The sequence below is a fragment of the Novosphingobium sp. AAP83 genome (genome assembly GCF_001295795.1).
Classification (GTDB): Bacteria; Pseudomonadota; Alphaproteobacteria; order Sphingomonadales; family Sphingomonadaceae; genus Novosphingobium.
Genome location: NZ_LJHY01000016.1, coordinates 1 through 22,651 on the forward strand (window position 1 = coordinate 1; position 22,651 = coordinate 22,651).

The window sequence follows — 22,651 nt, forward strand, 5'->3', positions numbered from 1 at the left end:
GAGGCGGTGTGCGGCGCGGCGGTGCGCGCGGCCCAGGCGGTCGATTATGAAGGCGCGGGCACGATCGAATTCATCGCCGATGGCAGTGAAGGCCTGCGCGCTGATCGTATCTGGTTCATGGAAATGAACACGCGGTTGCAAGTGGAACACCCCGTTACCGAGGAGATCACCGGCGTCGATCTGGTCGAATGGCAATTGCGCGTGGCCAGCGGCGAGCCTTTGCCCAAGCGGCAGGACGAGCTTTCGATCAATGGTTGGGCGATGGAAGCGCGGCTTTATGCCGAAGATGCGACCAAGGGGTTTTTGCCGAGCATCGGGCGGGTAACGGATTTCCACTTCCCGCAATATCGCGCGCGGATCGATACCGGCGTTGAAGCGGGCGCGGAGATATCGACGTTCTATGATCCGATGATCGCCAAAGTGATCGTCCAGCGCGATACCCGTGACGAGGCGATTGCGGCTTTGCGTGAAACGCTGGAGGAAGGCGTTGTCGGGCCGCTCGTGTCCAATAGCGGGTTCCTTTGGCGGTTGCTGGGGAACGCTGCATTTGGCGCTGGCGCAGTTGATACCGGGCTGATCGAGCGCAATCTGGAAGTCTTGGCATCGCGGCCCGAACCTTCGGCGGACGCGCTGGCGCGGGCTGCGCTGCGCTTGGCCGGAACGCCGGGCGTTATGCCGTGGTCGAGCCAATCAGGGCTGCGTCTGAATGCGCCTGCGCAGCGCGCGGTGCTGCTGGCGGACCAGTTCGGGCGGCAGTTCGCGGCGGTTCTGGGCGATGAACCGGCGGTGGACCAATGGCCTGCCGCGCGTGAAACCAGCATGGATGAAGGCGGCGAACGGTTTATGCTGCGCTTTGCCCGCACCGATGGAGGCGGCGCAGGCGCGGCATCGGATGGCGCGATCCTCTCGCCCATGCCGGGCAAAGTGATCTCGGTGGATGTTGTCGCGGGCCAGGCTGTGATTAAGGGCCAGAAGTTGTTGGTTCTGGAAGCGATGAAAATGGAACACGCGCTGATCGCGCCCTTCGATGGCACCGTGGCAGAGCTGAACGCCGTGGCGGGCGCGCAAGTGCAGGTTGAGGCGGTGTTGGCGAGGATTGCTAAGGCGGATTAGACCAGAAGCCGAGCCCGCAGCCGGGCAAGGCGGGAGATGTGTTCGGACATGGTGAAATGCCTTGATCCATATCAATCGGTGAGGCGATAGATGTGCGCTAGCCATAAAACTGGATGGTCTCTAATCCATTATACTTTACCCGCTAAACCTAAGCCTTAAAAAGGATTATTAGATGGCTGTTGAAGTGTTGCTCCCAAAACTTGGGTTTTCTATGAATGAGGGCCAGATTGCGGAATGGCTGGTACAAGACGGTGCCAATGTAAGAGAAGGCGATCCGCTGTTTCTGCTTGAAGCTGATAAGTCCTCTAATGAGGTAGAAGCGCCCGCTAGTGGTATTTTGCGGATCAACGCAGAAATCGGCGAAACCTACGAAGTGGGCACGCTAATCGCGATCATCGAATAAGACTGGTTAGCGCTAAAGTGAGGGCGGACGAGATGCCGAACCAGGAAGCACCGTTTATTCGTGAGGATTGCGCTGCTTTCCTCAAAGTCTTTCTTGCGCAATCGCGCCCGCCGATGAGTGATGACGGCGTGCGACAGATGCGCCAGATTTCTTCAGAGATGATGGCGCAGATGATGCAGGCGATTGAACTGCCCATCGGTGAGTTGGCAGTTGACCGCGACTTCACGATTCCTGGCTCTGGCGGTGATGTACCTGCGCGATTGTTTGATGCGCGCAAGCATAGGGTGGCAGGCCCGGTTATCATGTTCTTCCATGGCGGAGGATTCGTAACCGGCAGCGTGGCCACCCATGCCCCACTGGCTGCAGAGATCGCTCGGCAGCTCGATTTGCCGGTGATCTCGATCGAGTACCGCTTGGCGCCCGAAAGCAAATGGCCAGCAGCGCCTGACGATGCAGAAGCTGCGTCACGCTGGATTGCCGGCAATGGCGCTGCGATTGGTCTTGAAATTGATGGACTCGTGCTTTGCGGCGACAGCGCCGGTGGAACGCTGACGCTGGTCTCGGGCCTTGCCCTTCGCGATAACCCAGCCGCAGTGCCGGTGCGTCTGTTGCTGGCGCTGTATCCAATGGCGGATGCTTCACGCGCTTACCCTTCACGTAGCGAATTCGCTGACGGGTACGGTCTGTCTACCAAAGACATGGCATATTACGACGCGGCTTACGCTGCCAATCCCCATAGCCCGCGCCATTCTGCTCTAGTAGCAGACCTTACCGGATTGCCGCCGGTTGTTGTCGCAACTGCATCGCTTGATCCCCTACGCGATAGCGGGCGCGCCCTTGCATCCGCACTGGCGCAAGCCGGCGTGCCGGTCGCTTTCCACGAAGCGCACGGCCTGATCCACGGCTATGCCACATTCCGTCGCGGCATTCCTTCGGCTAATCAAGACCTTGCCCAAGTTCTGACTTTGGCAAAGGCGATGCTGGGCCGCACCTAGGATTGGATCAAGCGGCCCCGAAAATCGGAGGCCGCTTTTCAATCAGCGCTTGAACCGCTTCGCGGTGATCGGCACTGCGCACGCTTTCACCCTCCCATGCCAGACCTTGATCGAGCACGAGCGCGGCAATGCGCTTCAATTCAAGGTTGGTGAGCATCTTGGTGTAGCGGATAGCCATTTGTGCGCCCGCCAAAAGCTTGGCGCAAAACGCATCTACTGCTGCATCAAGCTGATCGAGCGGCAGAGCATGATTGATCAAACCGATGTCGGCAGCCTTTACGGCTGACAACAATTCACCGGTTAACAAGTACTCCTTGGCGCGGGTTAAACCCAAACGCTGCGCCCAGATGATCGCCCCACCATCACCTGCGACCAACCCAACGTGCACATGTGGATCGCCGATTTTGGCATTTTCAGCCGCAAAAATCACATCACACAGCAGCGCAATCGTCGCACCGAGGCCAACCGCATGGCCATTCATACGGCACACGACAGGCTTGGTAATGTCCAGCAAGGTAAGCACGATAGCCTTGGCAATCTGAATTTCGAAGTCAAACTTGTCAGGGTTTGCAGCATTGTGCGCGATGTGGTCCAAGTCGCCACCTGCCGAAAACGCGCGCCCTGCCCCGGTCAGCAGCACCGCGTCAGAGTTCTGATCATCCCGCGCAAATTCGAGAGCGGCCACCATTTCTGTATGCAGCGCCAGATCGAACGCGTTGAGCGTTTCGGGACGGTTGAGCGTGATCGCCAGCAAACGGCCGCGCCGTTCTAGCAGGATAGTTTCAAGGACAGGAATATCGGTCATGTCGGTTCCATATCACGCCGCAGCGATATGCCCACTCCGCCCCGGCGATAAGGCTTGTCTGGCCATCCGCCTGCGGGTCTAAACGCTCTATTCAGGAGAGAGATGTGATGAGCGATTTTGACGAGACATTCGACTGGATCGTGGTCGGCAGCGGAGCGGGGTCGATGACTTCGGCACTAGTCATGCGCCAGGCGGGGAAGCGCGTTTTGGTGCTGGAAAAAACGCCCTACGTGGGCGGCACCACGGCCAAATCGGGCGGCGTGATCTGGGTGCCGAACAACCGTTTGATGCAAAAGGCCGGTGAGATCGATAGCACCGAGGCGGGGGTCAAATATCTTGAGCATCTGGCGCAGAACCTGCCCGGCTCAACCCCGGCCAAACGCCGCGCCTATGTGACACAGAGCCAGAAGATGATCGATTTCCTGATTGCACAGGGTATCCCGATGGAGCGCGGCGCCGACTTTTGGCCCGATTATTACGATGAGGCACCGGGCGGTTGCAAAACAAGCCGTACCGTAGTGGCGCGCTATTTCAACAAGGCCGAGCTTGGGCCGGAATGGGCCGCGAAGCTGCGCCCCGGTTTTGTCAGCCAGCCTGCAATGCTGTCAGAAGGCATGAAACTGGCCTGGGTTGGCAAAAGCTGGAAGATCAAGCTGCTGCTGCTGCGCATCGGCTTGCGGTTGATCGCTGGCAAGTTGACCGGCAAGCAGTGGGTTTCGGCTGGTGCTGCGCTGCAAGGGCGTTTGCTGAAGGCTATTCTTGATGCAGGGGCCGATGTGCGCACTGATAGTGCGGTGCGTGAATTAGTTTATGAAGACGGGCGGGTCACCGGCGTGGTTGCTATGATCGAAGGCCAGCCCCGCCGCATCGGCGCTGCTCTGGGCGTGCTGGTCAACGCTGGCGGTTTTGCGCAAAATCAAGCGATGCGCGATCACTATATGCCCGGCACGCAGGCAGCATGGTCGAACACGCCCGAGGGCGACACTGGCGACATGCACACCGAGATGGAGCGGGTTGGCGCGGAACTCGGCCAGATGGACCAGATGGTGGGCTATCAGATGACGCGGATGCCGGGTTGGGAGCAGGCCTTTGTCAAGCCTCCCGCGCAAAGCCTGACGGGCAAGCCGGGGGCGATCCTGGTCGACCAATCGGGCGTGCGCTATATGAACGAAGGCGGCAGCTATGAACTGTACTGCCAGAACATGTTTGAACGGAACCGCACGGTGCCGGCGATCCCCAGTTGGGCGATTTTCGATGCGCACTTTGCCGAACAGTACCCGATTGCCGGGGTAAAAATGGCGAAATACTATCAAGTGTGGAAGGATAGCGGCTATTTGAAAGAGGCCGAAACCCCTGCCGCGCTGGCCGAATTGATCGGCGTGCCGCCAACAGCGCTAGAAACAACGGTTGCCCGCTGGAACGACTTTGTCGATGCCGGTGTCGATGCCGATTTTGGCAGGGGTGCGCGCGAATACGACAAATGGCTGGGCGATCCGTTCCTCAAGCCCAATCCGGCATTGGCGCGGATTGATAAGGGGCCGTTTTATGCGGTCGATGTCGTCCCCGGCGATGTATCGACATATGGCGGCGCGGTGACCGATGAACGGGCGCAGGTGCTGCGGCCCGATGGTTCGGTGATCAACGGACTTTATGCCTGCGGCGTGTCCAGTGCCAGCGTCATGGGCGGGGTCTATGTTGGCGCAGGTGCCAGCATAGGACCCTCGATGGCATTTGGCTTTGTCGCAGCTAAACACGCAGCTGGTCTCGAGAATACGTTAGCTTAACCCCCTCCAAGCAACCGGATCGAGGGCACATATCGCTGTGGCGCGGTTGACCTGTCCAGCCGTGGAACCGACATTGCAAAGCTCTTAAAACAGCCATCAGGGGATACCATGGCAGAGCTTAGCAATGCCTCAAGGCCAGACGGTAAGGCCTTGGTCGACATTTATCGCCGCATGTTGCGGGTGGAGCGCAATGATGATGCGATCCGTGCGACCTTGCGCCGTGGCCGGTTGCAGATGCCGTATTATTCGGCGCGCGGACAGGAGGTCATTCCAGCCACGATCTCGCACCTGCTGAACCAGGACGATCAGATCTGCACTATCTATCGCGGTATTCAGGATATGGTTGCCAAGGACATGCCGCTCAAACCGCTGTGGGCGGAAATCGCAGGCGGTGTGGATGGCACCTGCAAAGGCAAAGGTGGCCCGATGCACCTCACCTATCCCGAAATGGGGATCATGGTCACGACAGGGATCGTCGGTTCGTCCATGCCCATCGCCAATGGCCTTGCGTGGGCAGCACAGATGGACAATTCAAAGCGCGTCGTGGTGGCCTACTTTGGCGATGGCGCTTCGAACATCGGCGCTTTTCATGAAGCGCTGAACATGGCTTCGTTGTGGAAACTTCCGGTGATCTTTGTCTGCGCCAACAACGGCTTTGCCGAACACACCCGTTATGAAGACGGCACTTCGGTGGACCAGATTTCAAAGCGCGCAGCCAGCTATGCAATGCCCGGCTTCACGGTGGACGGCAATGATACTGACGACATGTATGCCCATGTCTCGGCAGCGATTGCACGTGCACGTGATGGCGAAGGACCAACTTTGCTGGAGTGCATGACCTTCCGCTTCCTTGGCCACGTGCTCGGCGATGATGATTTCTACATGGACAAAGCGGTCAAGGCCGCAGCGATGGAAGCTGATCCGCTTCCCGCATTGCGCGCGCGCTTGATTGTAGAAGGCCATGCGACCGAGGACGAGCTTGTGGCCTTGCAGGCTGCAATCGTTGCCGAAATTGCCGAAGCGCAAGAGTTTGGCCTGAATAGCCCCGCGCCGTCCTTGGACGAATTGCGCCGCGATGTGTTTGCGCAGGAGTTGCCGGCATGAGTGAAATGATCAAGATGAACGGCGTTCAGGCGATCAACGCGGCGATGGTTCAAGCAATGGAAGCCGACGCAAAAGTGGTTGTGCTAGGCGAAGATGTCGGTGACCGCGAAGGTGGCGGCGTAACCGGCACGATGAAGGGCCTGTCGACACGCTTTGGCGATCACCGCGTACGATCAACCCCGATCTCGGAACAAGCGATCATGGGCGCAGCGATTGGTGCTGCGATGGCGGGATACAAGCCCGTTGCCGAAATCATGATGATGAACTTCACCACTGTGGCGATGGACATGATCGTGAACCATGCCGCCAAATTGCGCTTTATGTCGGGTGGACAAACCAGTGTGCCGATCACGATCCGCACGATGACTGGTGCTGGTTGGCAAACCGCTGGTCAGCATTCGGATTTCCTCGAAGGCTGGTTTGCGCATACGGCAGGGATCAAGGTCGTCGCCGGGTCCAACCCTGCTGACCTGAAGGGTTTGTTGCTTTCGTGCATCGACGATCCCGATCCATGCATCTTCATCGAAGGCGGGCTGACGCTGTTTGCCCCCGGGGAGGTTTCGCCCGATCAAGGGCCGATTCCGCTGGGCAAGGCTAAAGTGGTGGTCCCGGGCACCGATGTAACGATCGTATCATGGTCCACCCAAGTGCTGCGCTGCCAAATGGCGATGCAAGGGCTGGCCGAAGCCGGAATCTCGGCAGAACTGATCGATCTGCGCACCATTTCCCCTTGGGACCGCGAATGCGTGATCGAATCTGTCGCCAAGACAGGCCGCGCGATGATCGTTCACGAAGCGGTGCGTTCATTTGGCCCGGGCGCAGAAATTGCCGCTACGATCAATGAGGAATTGTTCGGCAAACTGAAGAAGCCGGTGATGCGGCTTGGTGCGCCAAAGTGCCCCGTGCCTTTCGCCAAGAACCTTGAAGATGCCTATATCGTGCAGCCTGCGGCCATTGTTGAAGCCGCCAAGGCTCTGATGGCCTGATATGCCAAGCCCTGCGCCGTCTGGGCGGCGCAGGGCTTTGGATCTTGCAATTGCGTTTGATTAATTAGACTTTTGCTGGCCCAGCGCGACGCGCCCGGCAAATCCGTTCCAGTGATCTGCATCGCCGCCAAGTGCAGCATTCAGATAGGCCCGCTTCAGGAAGCGGTGGCAGGGATGTTCGACCGTCAGGCCGATCCCACCGTGCAACTGGACCGCTTCTTCGGCAACCCGGCAAAACGAAGTTGTGGCAAGCGCCTTGAGCGCTGCCAGATCGTGCAACGACACAGCATCACCGGTGCGGCTCCACAACAGCGCTTCTGCCGCCACGACCGCAATTTTCATGTCGGCCACGCGATGCTTCAAGGCCTGGAACAGCGCAAGCGGACGATCAAACTGGCGGCGAGTTTTGAGGTATTCAATGCTCATATCGAGCACCGCATCGGCACCGCCGACTGCATCGGCAGAGAGCGCCAGCAACAAGCGGGACAGCGCGCGGATATAGGCGTCATGCGCATCCGCACCGTTTGCAATCACGGTTTGCCCGGCGATTTCCACATCGAACAAGCGGCGGGTTTCATCCCATGTGGCGTTCTGGCTGGCGCTGGCAATATCGGCCAGCGCAATGCGATCAGGGCCTAATACCAACATTTGCGACGCCTGATCCGCATCGGGCACACACGTCAGCGTGCCTGCCTGATGCAGCGCCAGCGACAGGCCCAAGCGTTGGCCGCCGATGGCCGCGCCGAGCAATTCGTCGCGCGCGGCAAAGTCTGGCACGCTGCACAGCACATCAATCGCCAGCATCTGGGCAATCGCGGGGCCGGGCACCAGCGCGCGGCCAAGCTCGATATGGACCGCAGCCAGCGCTTCTGGCCCAAGCCCCAAACCGCCATGATCCTCGGGCACGGCCATCGCAAACCAGCCCATTTCCACCAGACGCTCCCAGCTTTGGTCAGCCGGTGGCATCAGGCCATCACTGCCAAGGCCCTTGCGCGCGCTATCGCGCAGTTCTTCGCGCGAGATCATCATGCCAGCACCCAATTCTTGGGTTCGCGCGGCATCCCGAGCATCCGCTCGGCAATGATATTGCGCTGAACTTCTTCGCTGCCGCCAGCGATTGTCCACGCATAACTGTTCATGAAATCTGCCATCCAGTTGCCACTGTTTAGATCGCCATAAGTGATCGGCGTGCGATATTGCGCAGCCATGCCGCCAAGCCTGACGCCGAGCGCGGAATAAGCGCGTAACGCCCGCGAATAAGCGTTCTTGACCACCGAAGCGTCGCCAATCTGCTCCAGCCCGTTCATGCGGTTTTCAAGGAACTGGTCAGCCAAGGCGCAAACTGCTTCGACCTGCCCAGTGAGTGCGCCGAAATCGCGCAACACGCCTTCATCGTCATGGCGCGCCACGGTGTTTATAAGGTCAGCGACCCGGCTCAGCGCACCGCGCATCCGGTAGCCCAATTCCATCAGCGTCAAACCGCGCTCGGACGATAGCGTCGCCTGCGCAACCGCCCAGCCCTGGCCTTCTTCGCCAACGCGTTCGGATACCGGAATCTCGACATTATCGAGGAAAATCTCGGCGAATTCCTCATCCCCCTGAATCTGGTGGATGGGGCGGACGGTGACGCCGGGGGCTTTCATATCCATCAGGAAATAGGTCAGGCCCGCCTGTTTGGCGCTTTCGGTTGATGTCCGCGCGAGCAGCAGGCAACGATCGGCATATTGCGCCATCGTTGACCACACCTTCTGGCCATTGATCACATAGACATCGCCCTTGCGCTCTGCCCGGCAGCGCACGGCCGCCAGATCGGACCCGGCACCGGGCTCGGAAAAGCCCTGGCACCACGTTTCGCCTTCAAGGATGCGCGGCAAATAGCGCGCCTTCTGATTGTCATTGCCACATTCATGCAGCGTGGCAAAAGCATGATAAGTCGAGACAAACGAGAGCAGCAGACGCGGCGCATCTGCGCTCGCAAGCTCTTCATAGAGAACTTTTTGTTCAGCCAGACTGCGCCCACCGCCGGGCCACTGGGCGGGCCAATGCGGGATCGCATAACCTGCGTCGACCAGCTTGGCGAACCAGTTGCGTTGCGAAGCCACGAAGGCTTCGTGCGTGGCGGCATCGCGCCAATCGGCGGGGCGGTGCTCGACAAGCCATTGCCGGACTTCACTGCGCGAGGCGGCTTGGGGATCGTTGACGTTTGACATGGCCCGATCTTAGGCCCGCTTCACCGCAGTTCTGCAAGTCGATGGGGCAGATATCCCTTCGGCGATAAAGCGCGCGCACCATGCTGCACTTGAGGGCAGGAGGACGGTTGCTGCCGCCCCCCTCTCACCCCGAACTAGCGCAGCATCGCTGCAAGCCGCCCGACGATGATGGCTTCAGCATCAGCCACAATCCGCGCCAGCAAATCCTGACACGTTGGAATATCGCGGATGATCCCCTGGATCTGGCCGGCCCAAACCAGCCCCGCATCAAGATCACCGGTTTCCAGCGCGACCCGGCCTTTGGCACCTGAAACCAATGGCTGGATATCTTCAAACACCGCTCCATCGCGCGATGAAATTTCCACGACTTGGTCCGACACGCTGTTTTTGGCGACGCGTCCAGTGTTGTGGAATTTGCGGAAGATGAGGTTGGTCGCACGCTCATCATTCTCGACAAGGAAGCGCTTTACGTTATCGTGGATCGGCGCTTCGACTGTGGCGCAGAAGCGCGTGCCCATGTTTATGCCCTCAGCGCCAAGCGCCAAAGCCGCGGCAAGGCCACGGCCATCGCCAAACCCGCCACTGGCAACCATCGGAACTGTAACCTTGTCCGCCGCGGCCGGGATCAGCACCAAGCCGGGAATGTCATCTTCGCCGGGATGGCCAGCGCATTCAAAGCCATCGATGGAGATAACGTCAGCGCCCATGCGTTCAGCCGAAAGAGCGTGGCGTACCGACGTACACTTGTGCAGCACCTTGATGCCGTGCGCCTTGAAATCATCGATATGCTCTTGCGGACGCGATCCTGCCGTTTCGACAATCTTCACGCCGCTTTCGATGATCGCCTTGCGGAATTCTGCATAGGGCGGAGGCGTGACCGAAGGCAGGATGGTGAGGTTCACGCCGAACGGCTTGTCGGTCATGGTCCGGCACCGTTCGATCTCACGCCGCAAATCATCCGGGGTGGGCTGGGTCAGGGCCGTCAATATGCCCAGCCCCCCCGCGTTGGAAACCGCGGCGGCAAGCTCTGCGCGGCCAACCCACATCATGCCGCCCTGAATGATCGGATGTTCTATTTCGAGAAGATCGGTGACGCGTGTCCGGATCGACATAACCGTGCCTTTTGCAGGAGTGCCAGCTGCGGGTCCGAAATTCGGGAAACCCGCAGCTTTGCGATAATGGTGATCAGCGCGGAGCCATGCGGATCGCGCCGTCCAGACGGATAACTTCGCCGTTCAGCATCGGGTTGGTGACGATGCTTTCAACGAGTTGCGCATATTCCTCGGGCTTGCCCAAACGGCTTGGGAAAGGCACTTGAAGCCCGAGCGAATCCTGTGCGTCTTGCGGCAACGATGCCAGCATCGGGGTCCAGAAGATGCCCGGTGCAATCGTCATCACGCGAATGCCCGAACGCGCTAGTTCACGCGCGATCGGCAGGTTCATGCCAACAACGCCAGCCTTGGAAGCCGCATAAGCCGATTGGCCGATCTGGCCTTCGAATGCTGCAACGCTGGCGGTGTTGATAATCACGCCCCGCTCTTCGCCCACGGGATCGCCTTGGGCCGCCCGCGCGCTGAACTTTGACAGCACGTTGAACGTGCCGATCAGGTTGATCGTGACGATCTTGGCAAAGTGGCTGAGCGGGGTGGGCGATCCGTCCTTGGCGATCACCTTGGCAGGCGGGGCAATCCCGGCGCAGTTGACGAGAATGCGGGCAGTGCCGTGCGCGCTTTCGGCTTGTGTCAAAGCCGCTTCGACCGATGCTTCATCGGTGACGTCGGTAGCGATGAACAGGCCACCGATCGACGCGGCCGTGGCCTCACCGCGTTCGCGATCAAGATCGAGAATCGTAACTTTGGCACCGCACGCGGCAAGGCGCTTCGCGGTGGCCTGGCCAAGGCCGGATGCACCACCGGTGACGATTGCAGCTAGTCCGTTGATTTCCATGACTTTCGGATCCTTCTCAAAACTGTGTAATGGTTGGTATAGCCCGCTTTACAGATCGCGGGCGATCACCATGCGCTGAATGTCCGAGGTGCCTTCATATATCTGGCAAACGCGGACATCGCGGTAGATCTTGGCAATGCGGTAATCCTCAAGATAGCCATAGCCACCCAGCGTTTGCAGCGCGCCCGAGACAACTTCTTCTGCGGTTTCGGAAGCGACCAGTTTGGCCATCGAGGCAACCTTCAGGCATGGCGCGCCGGTATCCTTGACCGAGGCTGCATGAAGCACGAGCTGGCGCGCGGCTTCGAGTTTTGCCACAAGGCCCGCAAGCCGGTGCCCGACCGCCTGATGCTGGATGATCGGCTGACCAAAGCTTTGGCGCTCTTTGGCATAAGCAATTGCGATATCGAGCGCGGCATCGGCCATGCCAATGCACTGCGCTGCGATGCCGATGCGGCCTGCTTCAAGGTTGGACAAAGCAATGCGATAACCCTCGCCTGGCTTGCCCAGAACCAGTTCATCGGGCACGAACAGATCGTCAAAACGGATCGTGCAGGTATCCGAGGCGCCCTGCCCCAGCTTTTGTTCGACTTTATCCACGCCATAGCCGGGGCTATCAGTCGGCACGATGAAGCCGGTGATACCACGCTTGCCCGCTTCTGGATCCGTCGTAGCAAAGATGATTGCCAGTTTGGCGATCCGGCCATTCGAGATGAACTGCTTTGACCCGTTCAAGCGCCAACCGCCATCGACCTTTACCGCGCGGGTGCGCAAGGCAGATGCGTCCGAGCCTGCATCAGGTTCGGTCAGAGCAAATGCGCCGGTCCCGCGCCCGCCTATCAGATCGGACAAGAAGCGTTCCTGCTGTGCCGGGGTGCCATAGTTGACCAGCGCAGTGACGATGAGACTGTTATGGATGGACACCACGGTGGACAGAGCGCCGTCTCCGGCAGCAAGTTCGATCAGCGCCAACGCATAGGATACGGTGTCGAGCCCGACGCCGCCGACGCTTTCAGGCGCGATCATTCCCATCATGCCCAGTTCGGCAAGTTCGCCAAACAACTCTGGCGGATAAGCACCTTGCGTTTCATAGGCAAACACGTTTGGTTGCACGCGGTCTTGCGCAAAACCGCGAACCATATCACGCACCGCCACCTGTGTTTCGGAGAGAATCATCACAAGTTGCCCTTGATAGTTTACTCCTTGGTAAATAATATACCGATTGGTATATTGTCAATCGAAGACCATGTTTGCGAGATATACCGACCGTGACCAAAGACCGTTCGTCATCACCGTTTACAACGGCACAGCAGCGCAAAAGCAGGCATCAGGAAAAGCGTGATGCAGTGCTTTTGGCAGCGGTTCAGATGTTCAATGAGCGCGGTTTTCATCAGACCTCGCTAGACGAAGTGGCCGCAAGTTTGGGCGTTACCAAACCCACGATTTACCACTATCTGGGCAACAAAGACCAAGTCCTGCTCGAATGCGTAACGCTGGGTTTGGAGCAGTTGCTGGCGTCGGGAGAGGCGGTACGCAATGGACCGGGCACAGGAGCAGATCGCCTGCGGGCATGCCTTGTCCGCTATGCTGAAATCATTATGGGCGACTTTGGGCGATGCGTGATCCGAACATCTGAAGAGGAACTTGGCGAGGAATCGCGGAGCCAGTTCAGAGCGTTGAAGAGGCGCATTGATAGCGCCATCCGCATGCTTATTCAGCAAGGTATCGATGATGGATCGATTGCGCCAGTCGATGCAAAGATGCTGGCTTTCACGCTGACAGGATCATTGAATTGGACCGCGCGCTGGCATGTGCCGGACGGCAGCCTGACACCACAGCAAATCTCACAGCAGATGGTCGATATCCTTGCAAAAGGCTTCATCACGCAAACTTGATCAATCCCGCGCCGTGGCGATTTTCGATGAAATGCCACCAAAGCCGCGCGACGTGTGCCTCTTGCGCGACCATGATGCACCCAATGACCAATAGAGGAACTTTTCATGAGCGAAGACAATCGCATCGCTGCGCAGGCTGAACGAATCACCGCGCTAGAGGCCGAATTGGAAAGTGCTGGCGAGGTATCAATAGAAGAAACCCGGTTGCTGCAAATGCGCGTCCTGTTGCACGAATGGATCGATAGCGTCGTCGGTGTTGTGTCATCCCCGGGAGTTGGCCGCGTTTCATTAATCCATCGCGACGGCAGCCAATCAAGCATAGCATCGTCGAAGTTGCCGTTTATCCTGTCACGTCCGGCGCAATTCGAATGATTTTGTGTTTAATGTTGGTGGGTTAGACGACTTCACCCACAGTCACCCACCGCCGCCCTGCACTGGACAGGCGGATCGCTTCTTGCACGCGCTCCACTTCTAGCGCGCGGGCGAAATCCGGTGATGGCCGTCCTTTGCCGTGAATGGCCTCGACCAGCCCGTGCATTGCCAATGCCATCGGATAACTGGGCGGGATCGATGCTGTCCAATCTAGGCCAACTGCTGGATCAGTCTTGAAAGCTTCAGGCAGGTCAATCGCCTCGAATGCTCCACCCAGTTGGCCGCCCGAGAGCAGGCAGTCGCGCGCAGTGGGAAAGGTGGGTGCCTGCGCCCGCAAACGGCCTTTGGTGCCAAACACATCGATCAGCCAGCCATCGTGAAGCGGCATTGACCAGCTGATCTGCATAGTCATGGTCAGGCCTGATTGGAATTTCAGGATCACGTTGGCAAAGTCGGTCGTCCCAGGCGTGATCGTGTCACCATCGGAAAAGACCCATTGCCGCAAGACCTGCGTATCATCGGCGACAAGTTCGGCAATCGGGCCGAACAAGTGCAACAGCATATATAGCGCATGGCTGCCATTGTTGCGCACCGCGCTAACCCCCGCGCTGGCATCGGCGAACCAGTTATACGGGAAGCGCTTGTCGGGCTGGTTGAACAGCGACAGGTTGAAATGGCACGTGCCCCCCAGAGCCTCGCCGATAAAGCCATCGTCCAGCATCGTTTTCATCTGCCGATGCGCTGGCAGGTATTCGCTAAACGCATCGACCATGCCCAAGCTGGGGCTGTTCATCGCTGCGGCATTGATCGCCTTGGCCCCTGCCCAATCAGGCACATGCGGACTGGCGTTGTAGATGTGTTTGCCGTGCTGCAATGCGGCGAGCACCATGTCCAGCCGCACCGACGGCCGCGTTCCCAGATCGACGATATCAATGTCGGGATCGGCGCACATCTCCTCTGCGTTCCAGAAAGCGCGCGGCAAACCCAACCGCTGTTGGGCTGCCAACGCGGTCTCCTGCCGCGATGTGCAAATGGCGGTAACCTCTACACCGGGCACGGATTGCCATGCGGGCAGATGGGCAAAAGCGCCCCACCCTGCGCTCACAATTCCGACACGCAGAGCCATTCAATAGGTCCTTACCCTAATAGCCGCGGGTATCTTCCCAGTTTTCAACCTCGCCCGGCTTGTATGTCTTGCCGGGGATTTTGCCTGACTGCGTGCGCAGATCAAAGCCCACAGCATCGGCGCCACCCTCAATTTGCACGCCGAACGACGACAATGCCCAACTGGTCATAACATAGTGGCCAATGGTGAATGTGAGGTCCATCAATTGCTTTTTGTTCAGCGTCTTGGTCAGCGTTGCCCATGTGGCGTCGCCGATCACATTGCGATCAATCAGATCGTCCACCGCCTGGAGCAGGGCAACCTCTTCCTCGCTCCAGTTGCCACCTTCCGGAAAGTCACGGATAGCGCCGATGTCTTCAAGCGAGAGACCGGCATTCATCCCGTAACCAACGTGGTTGTGCCATTCGTAGGCCGATTTCACCCGCCAACTGACGCGCAGGATCAGGAGTTCCAATTGCCGCGTATTCATGCTGTTGGCCATGAGGAAGTGCTTGCCCCAGTCGTTATAGACTTTACCAAGCGTCGGGTGATTGCCCATCACCATCATGATGTTGGTTTTGCTGCCTTTTTCCCAAGCGTTGGGCTCACCCCAAAAGGCAAAGACATCGCGCGCTTCATCGGTCCATTCCTCGCGCGGGCAGTGCGAGATGCGGGGAACGATATCAGTCATGCCTGGTCCTTCTTGTAGCTGTTCGGGATCATCGTCGGACGCCGGTCAATGCAGTGTCGTAGCAAGCGGCGGGCCTTTGCCCCAACCGCCAGCGCGTTCAAAATCGCCACGGCACGAACGGCTTGCCAGCCAGGCAATGACGGTGCTCGGGAAGCCTACCAGCAGCACGACCCGCATCGCCATGCCCAAGGCTTCTTTGCCATAGGTCGGGGTCAGCATGTCGCTCAGCCAGCCGACGAAAACCGGTCCGAGGCCAAACCCGATAACGTTGATCGTGATCATGAGCATGGCCACTGCGACCGAGCGTGAATGCGCAGGCGCCAATCCTGCGATTACGGCCATCAAAGGCGCAGCAGACATTCCGCCAATCAGCATGTTTAAGCCCAACAGCGGGAATACCGCATTCATCGGCCCGGACAACGCCAACCAGGCAATGCCCATCGACAAAAACCCGGCAATCATGCCCAGCCAGACGTACCAGCGCAGATCGCGGCGCCCCAGCCAATCGCACAGGGGGCCGCCCACTGTATGACCAACCACAGAGCCGAGGAACAGCGCACCGCCCATTTGCAATCCGGCAGTTTGCGCCGACATCCCGTGCGTACGCTCCATGAACGCAGGAGCCCAACTCACCAACCCCATGGTTACAAGCGTGTTCAAACCGGCACCCACCATCAGCAAAGGCATCGTGCGGATTGTCAGCAACTGCTTCATCGTTGCACCGAACGGCTGCTGCACGGTATCTTCTTTGCGCACATTATCGGCAAGGCCGGGTCGCACATCGCGCAGCGTAAACAATACCAACGGCACCAGGATAAAGCCGGGCAAGCAAGCGTAAAACATCGCCTGACGCCAGCCGTAGGTTTCCGTTAACCAGCCGCCAAGCGCAGGCCCGAGGAGATTGCCCAAGGACGCACCAAGCAAAAAGACCGCAATGGCGGTCGCACGGGTGCGCAGCGGAAAGTGATCGGCGATCCAGCTTTGCGAAGGTGGCGTAAAGCCCCCCTCCCCCAACCCGATCAGGGCGCGCCCGGCAAGCAACATCCAGAAGCCTTGCGCCGAACCGCAAATCAGCACGGCAAGGCTCCATATTGTAGCCGCAATGGCCACAACCTTGCGCTTGGACCAACGGTCGGCAATGCGCGCCAGCGGAAGCACCGCGATGACATAGATGATCGCAATCGCCAGATCTTTGGCAAGCCCGATCTGCGTATCGCTCAGCTTGAGCTCTGCTTTGATAGGGCCAACCATGACCGCCATCATGAAGCGCTCACCCACCACCGAGGCGGATACGAGCACCAGCACGAACATGAACCAGCTGCGATACAGCATGCTTGGCAATTGTTCTGCTTTATCAGCCGGTTCAGCCAGCGCTGTTTCCGGTGAAATGCTTCCCGTCATCTGCCTCTCCTGCACGCGCTGCCTACATTGGTGCGGTGTCGATGGTCGGGCGTATCAGAATTTGCGAGACGTTGGCGCGCCTTGGCAGCGACACGATGAAGATGATCGCTTCGGCGATGTCAGCCGCTTTCATCGCGCCGTCTTTGCTAACGTGCTGCTGCATCATCGCCGCCCACTGCGGATCGGAAACGCTCGATGCGATGTCGGTCTCGGTCGCGCCGGGCTCAACCACGGAAACGCGGATGTTGTCATTGCCCAATTCCTGACGAATGGATTCGGTAAAGCCGTTCACGCCATGCTTGCTGGTGGCATAGGAAGCAAAAAGCCCGGCGGCACGACGGCCGGCGGTTGAGCTGATGTTGATGATGTCTCCGCCACCCGAAGCCTTGAGATGCGGAACCACCGCCATGCAGGTGTAAATCGTGCCCCACAAGTTGGTGTGGATCACCTTGCGCCAGCCTTCAAGATCGAGCGACTGGATGCCGCCCGCCTCATTTACACCGGCAGAATTGATCACGATATCAAGCCGCCCGAATGCGCTGACCGCTTGTTCTACCGCCCCGAACGCATCTGCCTCGACACTCACGTCACTCTTGATTGCCAAGGCTGTTCCGCCCTTGCTTTCGATGGCGGCAACCACCGTATCAAGCCGGTCCACCCGCCGGCCCGTGATCACCACTTGTGCGCCGGCTCCAGCCAGAGCCAATGCAGCCGCTTCGCCAATACCAGTGCCGCCGCCTGTCACCAGCGCAACTTTGCCGCTCAAAAATCCAGCCATATGGGTCGCTTTCTATTGAAAGTTGGCAACGATGTGCGGCAAATCCATGGTGGTGCGGATACCGGGCTGTGCAGCGCAGAGCACCTTTACCGCATTTACCGCACGGTGCGCAGTAAAGCCGGGGCTGATGTTGGGAAATTCCTCGGGCGTCACCGGGAAACCGATGGTCACTTCCATCGGCGTGTCGCCCTCAACGCTGATCCGCCAGCCGGTCTCGCATAAACGCCAATCCGTTGCCTCGACGTTGTGCGTAACATACCAGTTTGCGCGGAAACGCAGCCTTGCAACGCCTGCAACGCGGCCTTCAACGGTTATGCGTTGCCCTGCAACAGTTCCCGCATTGACCAAACCTGCTGCAATCTGGACGTCGTGCGCTGCCGCAGTAAATTCGCCGTGACCGTGCCACTCGTCTATCGCGATATTCATTTCATCAGCTACTTGCGCCAGCGAGGTTGCAAAATCAGACTGTACGTGTTCGGTGCGCCCTTGGTCGAATTCGCCCATCGGCGCACCAAACCCCATCACGTTAAACAGCAGATTGGGCGAATTTCGGCTCGATAAATCGGCGAATTCATCAATTGTCAGGCAATCAAGCCTGCGCGACATCGATACCAGCGGAATCGTTAGCGCTTCGGTGCTGAAGCCCGGGCTGGACCCCGTGGAGTAAATCGATGAATTGCCCTGCGCGCAGGCAGCATCCACTTTGGCACGAACGTCTGCTGCCATGGTTCTGGGATGATAGAAATCCCCCCGTGTTGTCACCACATTCTTGCCGCTTGCAAGCAAGGCACACAGCATATCGATATCCGTGCCCTGCTGCATGTGCAGCACGCAATCGGCAGGTGTTGCGATAATCGCAGCGATATCATTTGTGGCGATAACGCCGGTCTCGGCCAGGCCGCACAATGTCCCGGCATCAAGCCCTGTTTTGTCAGGCGAATGGACCCACAGACCCACCAGTTCCATCTCGGGGTGTTCGATCACCGCACGCAGTGATCGCGTGCCGATATTGCCGGTGGCCCATTGGATTACGCGCAAAGTTCTATGATCGCTCATATGTTAAGGCCCCAAATAGCTGACTGAATCTTGCTGCGTATCAGGCGTGTCCTGATGCCTGCGGACAGAACCGAACGGACGCTCAAGCATCCGCCGCACAGACTTGCGCTCACCTTCAATCAAGTAGGCATCAACATCGACCTGCACCGCCAGATCGGCAGTGGTGTATCGGTCCCGCGTCCGCAAATAGTCCCCCCACGTGGGGAATTGGTAGCGTTCGGTCCATACTTTGGCGTCGGCAATGTCGCGCGATAAAGACCAATTGAAGCCGCCATTGCGCAATCGCACCCGCTGCAACTTCAACATTGCGGAATAGAACGCGCGCGCATCGCGTTCTTCAACGTGATACTCGATCGCAATCACAATCGGGCCGGATCGCAAAGTGATGTCTAGCCGGACTTCAGGATCGGCATGCAAATCTGCCATTTCGGCAGCTGCCTGATCTTGCTTAGGCAATGGGAAAGCGATCATCAGCAGCGGAATGAGGGCCAAGCCTATCCCGGAAATAATGACCGCAAATTCGACCGAGGTCGCGCTGGCGATCAACCCTCCGATCACCGCGCCAATCGCGATGCCACCCGTTAACGCTGCTGAAAAGAGCGACAATGCGCGGGCCGTCACCCAGCGCGGCGCGCCCACTTGCACTGCCACGTTGAACAGCGCGATACTCAAGATGTTCGCTCCCCCCGATACGAACATGGCAAGACATGTCAAAATCAATGATCGGCTGACCCCGACAATGATCAAGGCAATGCCTGCCACCAACATTAGCACACGCGTTGCTTTTTCGATGCCCAATCCGTGATGAAGCTTGCTGACGAACATCGCCCCGGCCACCGCTCCGGCCCCGCTGGAGCCGAGCAAAAGGCCGTAAGTTGCCGCGTTGCCGCCAAGGATGTCCTTGGCGATCAACGGTGCCAGCGCCGATCCTGTGGCACCGACCATGCCAAACAGGAACGCCCGCCACAACACTTTGCGGATCATCGCCGAATGGAAAACGAACCGCGCGCCAGAGACAATCGCCCGATCTATCCGTTCAGGCGGCAACCGCGAGGGCACGTGCTTTCTGCGCCAGAGCAAGAATGCGAACAGCAATGGCAGATAGAACACCGCATTGATCGCGAATGCGGCTTGCGCTCCTGCCAACAGCACGATCGCGCCGCCCAAGGCAGGCCCAAAACTGCGCGCCACATTATAGCTGATCGTGCCCAGAGCAATCGCTGCGGGAAGCTGCGCGGGCCCAACTTGTTCGCCAATCGAGGACTGCCAGGCCGGACTATAGATCGAAACGCCCGCCCCGATTAGCACACAAAAGCCCAGCAGCACCCACGGCGTTGCAAGCCCCATCCAAGCCAGCGCCGTTAACACCGCACCACAGATGGCAGAAATCGCAAGGCCGGCCATCGCGATCTTGCGCTTGTCGAACATGTCGGCAATCGCGCCTGCCGGTGCCGCAACCAGCATCAGGGGCAGCATCATTGCGGTTTGCACCAGTGCGACCATGCCGGGATCGTTGGTCTGCCGGGTCATCTCCCATGCGGCACCTACGCCAAGGATCAGTTGTCCGAAGTTGGATAGCAGGCTTGCCGTCCAGATGCGCCGGAACACCGGCTCTTTAAGCGGTGCAAACATGCCGGGTTGTTCGGGTGCCGCGCTTTGTTCAGACTGGCTCATCGGGGTAGTCGTAGACATTTTCGGCCATGGATGACGAGCAATTCGAGGCGGGCAGCACCGCTTATCGCCCGCGCGATTGGCCACAACTGGCGCAAGGCCAAAGACCGTGCAATCACCATGACCAGACGCAGGATTGCACACTAGACCAATCAGGAGACCCGCAATGGGCGAAGCCTACATCATCGACGCGGTGCGCACGCCGCGCAGCATTGGCAAACTCGGCAAAGGTGCGCTGTCTGTGCTGCACCCCCAGCATGTTGCGGCTACAGTCCTGAAGGCGCTGAAGGATCGCAACAACCTTAACACCGCTGATGTGGACGATGTGATCTGGGGTTGTTCAGCGCAGATGGGCCTGCAAGGCGGGGATATGGGCCGGATGGCTGCGCTTGACGCAGGCTATGACCAGACAGCCAGCGGCGTCACGCTTGATCGCTTTTGTGGTTCAGGCATCACCGCCACCAGTCTTGCTGCGGCACAAGTGATGTCGGGCATGGAAGATCTGGTTGTTGCCGGTGGCACCGAAATGATGAGTCACGTGATGGACATCGGCATGAAGATGCGCGATGCGGGCCTGTCCGCGGGCGGCATCGGCACCGGCAACGCGCGGCTTCAGGCGGCTCATCCGCAATCGAACCAGGGCGTTTGCGCCGATGCAATTGCCTCGATGGAAGGCATCAGCCGCGCCGATCTTGAAGCCTTCGGCGTGGAAAGCCAGCGCCGCGCAGGCATCGCGATTGCCGAGGGCCGGTTTGATAAATCGACCGTTCCGGTTCTGGCCGATGATGGCAGCGTTATTCTGGATCACGAGGAATATCCGCGCCCGAACACCACGGTCGAAGATCTGGCCGCGATGAAACCCGCCTTTGCGATGATAGCCGATATGCCATCGGCCAAAGATGGCCCGACTTTCCGGCAATTGATCAACCAGAAGTATCCCGATCTCGATATCGTGCCGGTGCATCATGTCGGCACATCATCGGGTGTGGTCGATGGCGCGGCTGCCATTCTTCTGGCATCGGCCGCTTATGTCGAGAAAAGCGGCATGAAGCCGCGCGCACGGATTGTGGCGACGGCCAATGTCGGCGGTTGCCCCACCTTAATGCTCAACGCACCAGTTGCTGCGGCGCAAAAGGTGCTGGAAAAAGCAGGCCTGACCAAACAGGACATCGACGTTTGGGAAATCAACGAAGCCTTCGCGGTTGTCGCCGAAAAGTTCATCCGCGACCTTGATCTGGACCGCGCCAAAGTGAACCCCAACGGCGGCTCTATTGCTTTGGGCCATCCGATTGGCGCAACCGGTGCTGTTCTGATCGGCATCGCGCTTGATGAACTGGAGCGCACGGGCGGCCGTTATGCCCTGATCACCATGTGTGCCGCGGGCGGCATGGCGCCCGCGATCATCATCGAACGTATCTGAGCATAAGGCTTAGCGCGGCGGCATGCGAATGCCGCCGTCAAGCCGGATGCACTGCCCGTTGAAATAGGTGTTGCGGATCAATTCCATCGCTAGGCTGCCAAATTCCTGCGGCTCACCAAGGCGCTTGGGGAACGGCACCGATGCGCCAAGGCCTTCGAAAATCGCAGGCGCGCGCTCTTTCACCATCAGCATCGGCGGCGTCGCAAAAATGCCGGGCATGATCGCATTGACGCGAATGCCAAGGTCCATCAGATCACGGGCCATCGGCAGCACCATCGCATTGACCGCGCCTTTGCCCCCGCCATAAGTAACCTGGCCGATCTGGCCATCTTCTGCTGCACAACTGGACGTCAGGATGATCAAGCCACGTTCGCCATCATCGCCCATCGCATCAGCTTGGACCATGCCAAGCGCCGCGATCGACGCCATGCGGTAACTTGCCACGGCAATGCCCATCATCCCGCGCTCGAAACCTTCGGTCGGCGCACGCTTATAGCAGTTGTTTGCCTTGTCCCAACTGACGGTCTTGCCGCCGCCTGCCACCATAGCGCAGTGAACCAGCACGCGTTCCTGGCCATTGGCTGCGCGGGCCTGTTCAAAGCCTGCAAGAACGCTGTCTTCAGACATGATATCCACTTTGCAGAACGTCGCGCCAAGCTCGTCGGCCAGCGCATTGCCTGCTTCCTCGTTTAAATCGAAAATCGCGACTTTCATGCCTGCTTCGCGCATCGCACGAACCGTCGCCAAACCAAGGCCGGATGCGCCGCCGGTAACAATGGCCGAAACTGAAGTGTCTGTTTTCATGAAGTCGTCTCTCTTGCCGTTTCAGCAGCTATCGCCAGCAAGATCGACAATCGCAATCGCAATCCTTTAAACCGCGTATCGTCGCCGCGATGGATTTTGAATGGCAGTTTT

Annotated in this window: 22 protein-coding genes; 9 read left to right on the plus strand and 13 right to left on the minus strand. The window is 58.8% G+C overall.

The window, feature by feature from the left end; translation table 11 throughout:
• From IP81_RS06770 to IP81_RS06780, 3 genes are all read left to right on the plus strand, one after another.
• A partial coding sequence (locus IP81_RS06770; RefSeq protein WP_304437625.1) for a biotin/lipoyl-containing protein occupies positions 1-1,113 on the plus strand: 1,113 nt, incomplete at its 5' end.
• A gap of 172 nt (positions 1,114-1,285) precedes the next feature.
• The gene (locus tag IP81_RS06775) at positions 1,286-1,516 is read left to right on the plus strand and encodes a biotin/lipoyl-containing protein (RefSeq protein WP_054107236.1); all 231 of its coding nucleotides are present in this window, start codon (positions 1,286-1,288) and stop codon (positions 1,514-1,516) included.
• 32 nt (positions 1,517-1,548) lie between these two features.
• Positions 1,549-2,511 carry an alpha/beta hydrolase gene (locus tag IP81_RS06780; protein WP_054107237.1) on the plus strand — a complete coding sequence of 321 codons (963 nt, stop codon included), beginning with the start codon at positions 1,549-1,551 and terminating at the stop codon, positions 2,509-2,511.
• Positions 2,512-2,518: 7 nt separating this feature from the next.
• Here IP81_RS06780 and IP81_RS06785 read toward each other — a convergent pair whose 3' ends face one another.
• Positions 2,519-3,316, minus strand: a complete 798-nt coding sequence (locus tag IP81_RS06785; RefSeq protein WP_054107238.1) for an enoyl-CoA hydratase/isomerase family protein — start codon at positions 3,314-3,316, stop codon at positions 2,519-2,521.
• A 107-nt stretch (positions 3,317-3,423) separates the two neighbouring features.
• On the opposite strand from IP81_RS06785, the gene IP81_RS06790 reads away from it, so the two are divergent.
• The 3 genes from IP81_RS06790 (at position 3,424) to IP81_RS06800 (ending at position 7,190) form a co-directional block, all read left to right on the plus strand.
• A complete protein-coding gene (locus tag IP81_RS06790; RefSeq protein WP_054107239.1) occupies positions 3,424-5,100 on the plus strand; it encodes an FAD-dependent oxidoreductase in 1,677 nt (558 codons plus the stop codon).
• A gap of 108 nt (positions 5,101-5,208) precedes the next feature.
• Positions 5,209-6,204, plus strand: coding sequence for a thiamine pyrophosphate-dependent dehydrogenase E1 component subunit alpha (locus tag IP81_RS06795; RefSeq protein ID WP_054107240.1), 996 nt, complete (start codon positions 5,209-5,211; stop codon positions 6,202-6,204).
• Positions 6,201-7,190, plus strand: coding sequence for an alpha-ketoacid dehydrogenase subunit beta (locus IP81_RS06800; protein WP_054107241.1), 990 nt, complete (start codon positions 6,201-6,203; stop codon positions 7,188-7,190). Before IP81_RS06795 ends, IP81_RS06800 begins: the two co-directional genes overlap by 4 nt.
• Positions 7,191-7,250: 60 nt before the next feature.
• On the opposite strand, the gene IP81_RS06805 is transcribed toward IP81_RS06800, so the two are convergent.
• From IP81_RS06805 to IP81_RS06825, 5 genes are all read right to left on the minus strand, one after another.
• Complete coding sequence (locus IP81_RS06805; RefSeq protein WP_054107242.1) at positions 7,251-8,219, minus strand: acyl-CoA dehydrogenase family protein; 969 nt, start codon at positions 8,217-8,219, stop codon at positions 7,251-7,253.
• Entirely contained in the window at positions 8,216-9,400 is a 1,185-nt protein-coding gene (locus tag IP81_RS06810; RefSeq protein ID WP_054107243.1) for an acyl-CoA dehydrogenase family protein, read from the minus strand. The genes IP81_RS06805 and IP81_RS06810 overlap by 4 nt, the downstream gene beginning before the upstream one ends.
• A 134-nt stretch (positions 9,401-9,534) precedes the next feature.
• On the minus strand, positions 9,535-10,512 hold the full coding sequence (locus IP81_RS06815; RefSeq protein ID WP_054107244.1) for a nitronate monooxygenase family protein: 978 nt from the start codon (positions 10,510-10,512) through the stop codon (positions 9,535-9,537).
• Positions 10,513-10,585: 73 nt separating this feature from the next.
• Positions 10,586-11,347, minus strand: coding sequence for an SDR family NAD(P)-dependent oxidoreductase (locus IP81_RS06820; RefSeq protein WP_054107245.1), 762 nt, complete (start codon positions 11,345-11,347; stop codon positions 10,586-10,588).
• A gap of 48 nt (positions 11,348-11,395) precedes the next feature.
• On the minus strand, positions 11,396-12,523 hold the full coding sequence (locus IP81_RS06825; protein WP_054107246.1) for an acyl-CoA dehydrogenase family protein: 1,128 nt from the start codon (positions 12,521-12,523) through the stop codon (positions 11,396-11,398).
• A 92-nt stretch (positions 12,524-12,615) separates the two neighbouring features.
• Here IP81_RS06825 and IP81_RS06830 point away from each other — a divergent pair, with 92 nt between their 5' ends.
• On the plus strand, positions 12,616-13,242 hold the full coding sequence (locus IP81_RS06830; protein ID WP_054107247.1) for a TetR/AcrR family transcriptional regulator: 627 nt from the start codon (positions 12,616-12,618) through the stop codon (positions 13,240-13,242).
• 105 nt (positions 13,243-13,347) lie between these two features.
• Positions 13,348-13,614 carry a hypothetical protein gene (locus IP81_RS06835; RefSeq protein ID WP_054107248.1) on the plus strand — a complete coding sequence of 89 codons (267 nt, stop codon included), beginning with the start codon at positions 13,348-13,350 and terminating at the stop codon, positions 13,612-13,614.
• 22 nt (positions 13,615-13,636) lie between these two features.
• Here the strand turns inward: IP81_RS06835 and IP81_RS06840 are convergent, their stop codons facing one another.
• The 6 genes from IP81_RS06840 to IP81_RS06865 are packed head-to-tail and all read right to left on the minus strand — an operon-like array spanning position 13,637 to position 20,337.
• Positions 13,637-14,740, minus strand: a complete 1,104-nt coding sequence (locus tag IP81_RS06840) for a Gfo/Idh/MocA family protein (protein WP_054107249.1) — start codon at positions 14,738-14,740, stop codon at positions 13,637-13,639.
• A gap of 16 nt (positions 14,741-14,756) precedes the next feature.
• Positions 14,757-15,410 (minus strand): carboxymuconolactone decarboxylase family protein, encoded by a 654-nt coding sequence (locus IP81_RS06845; protein WP_054107250.1) that lies wholly within the window; start codon positions 15,408-15,410, stop codon positions 14,757-14,759.
• Between the two features lie 45 nt (positions 15,411-15,455).
• On the minus strand, positions 15,456-16,811 hold the full coding sequence (locus IP81_RS06850) for an MFS transporter (protein WP_054107251.1): 1,356 nt from the start codon (positions 16,809-16,811) through the stop codon (positions 15,456-15,458).
• A 22-nt stretch (positions 16,812-16,833) separates the two neighbouring features.
• Positions 16,834-17,589 carry an SDR family oxidoreductase gene (locus IP81_RS06855; protein ID WP_054107252.1) on the minus strand — a complete coding sequence of 252 codons (756 nt, stop codon included), beginning with the start codon at positions 17,587-17,589 and terminating at the stop codon, positions 16,834-16,836.
• 12 nt (positions 17,590-17,601) lie between these two features.
• Positions 17,602-18,645 carry a dihydrodipicolinate reductase gene (locus IP81_RS06860; protein WP_054107253.1) on the minus strand — a complete coding sequence of 348 codons (1,044 nt, stop codon included), beginning with the start codon at positions 18,643-18,645 and terminating at the stop codon, positions 17,602-17,604.
• 3 nt (positions 18,646-18,648) lie between these two features.
• Positions 18,649-20,337 carry an MFS transporter gene (locus IP81_RS06865; RefSeq protein ID WP_369800717.1) on the minus strand — a complete coding sequence of 563 codons (1,689 nt, stop codon included), beginning with the start codon at positions 20,335-20,337 and terminating at the stop codon, positions 18,649-18,651.
• A gap of 145 nt (positions 20,338-20,482) precedes the next feature.
• Here IP81_RS06865 and IP81_RS06870 point away from each other — a divergent pair, with 145 nt between their 5' ends.
• A complete protein-coding gene (locus tag IP81_RS06870; protein WP_054107255.1) occupies positions 20,483-21,736 on the plus strand; it encodes an acetyl-CoA C-acetyltransferase in 1,254 nt (417 codons plus the stop codon).
• A gap of 9 nt (positions 21,737-21,745) precedes the next feature.
• On the opposite strand, the gene IP81_RS06875 is transcribed toward IP81_RS06870, so the two are convergent.
• On the minus strand, positions 21,746-22,540 hold the full coding sequence (locus IP81_RS06875; RefSeq protein ID WP_054107256.1) for an SDR family oxidoreductase: 795 nt from the start codon (positions 22,538-22,540) through the stop codon (positions 21,746-21,748).
• Positions 22,541-22,651 lie beyond the last annotated feature (111 nt).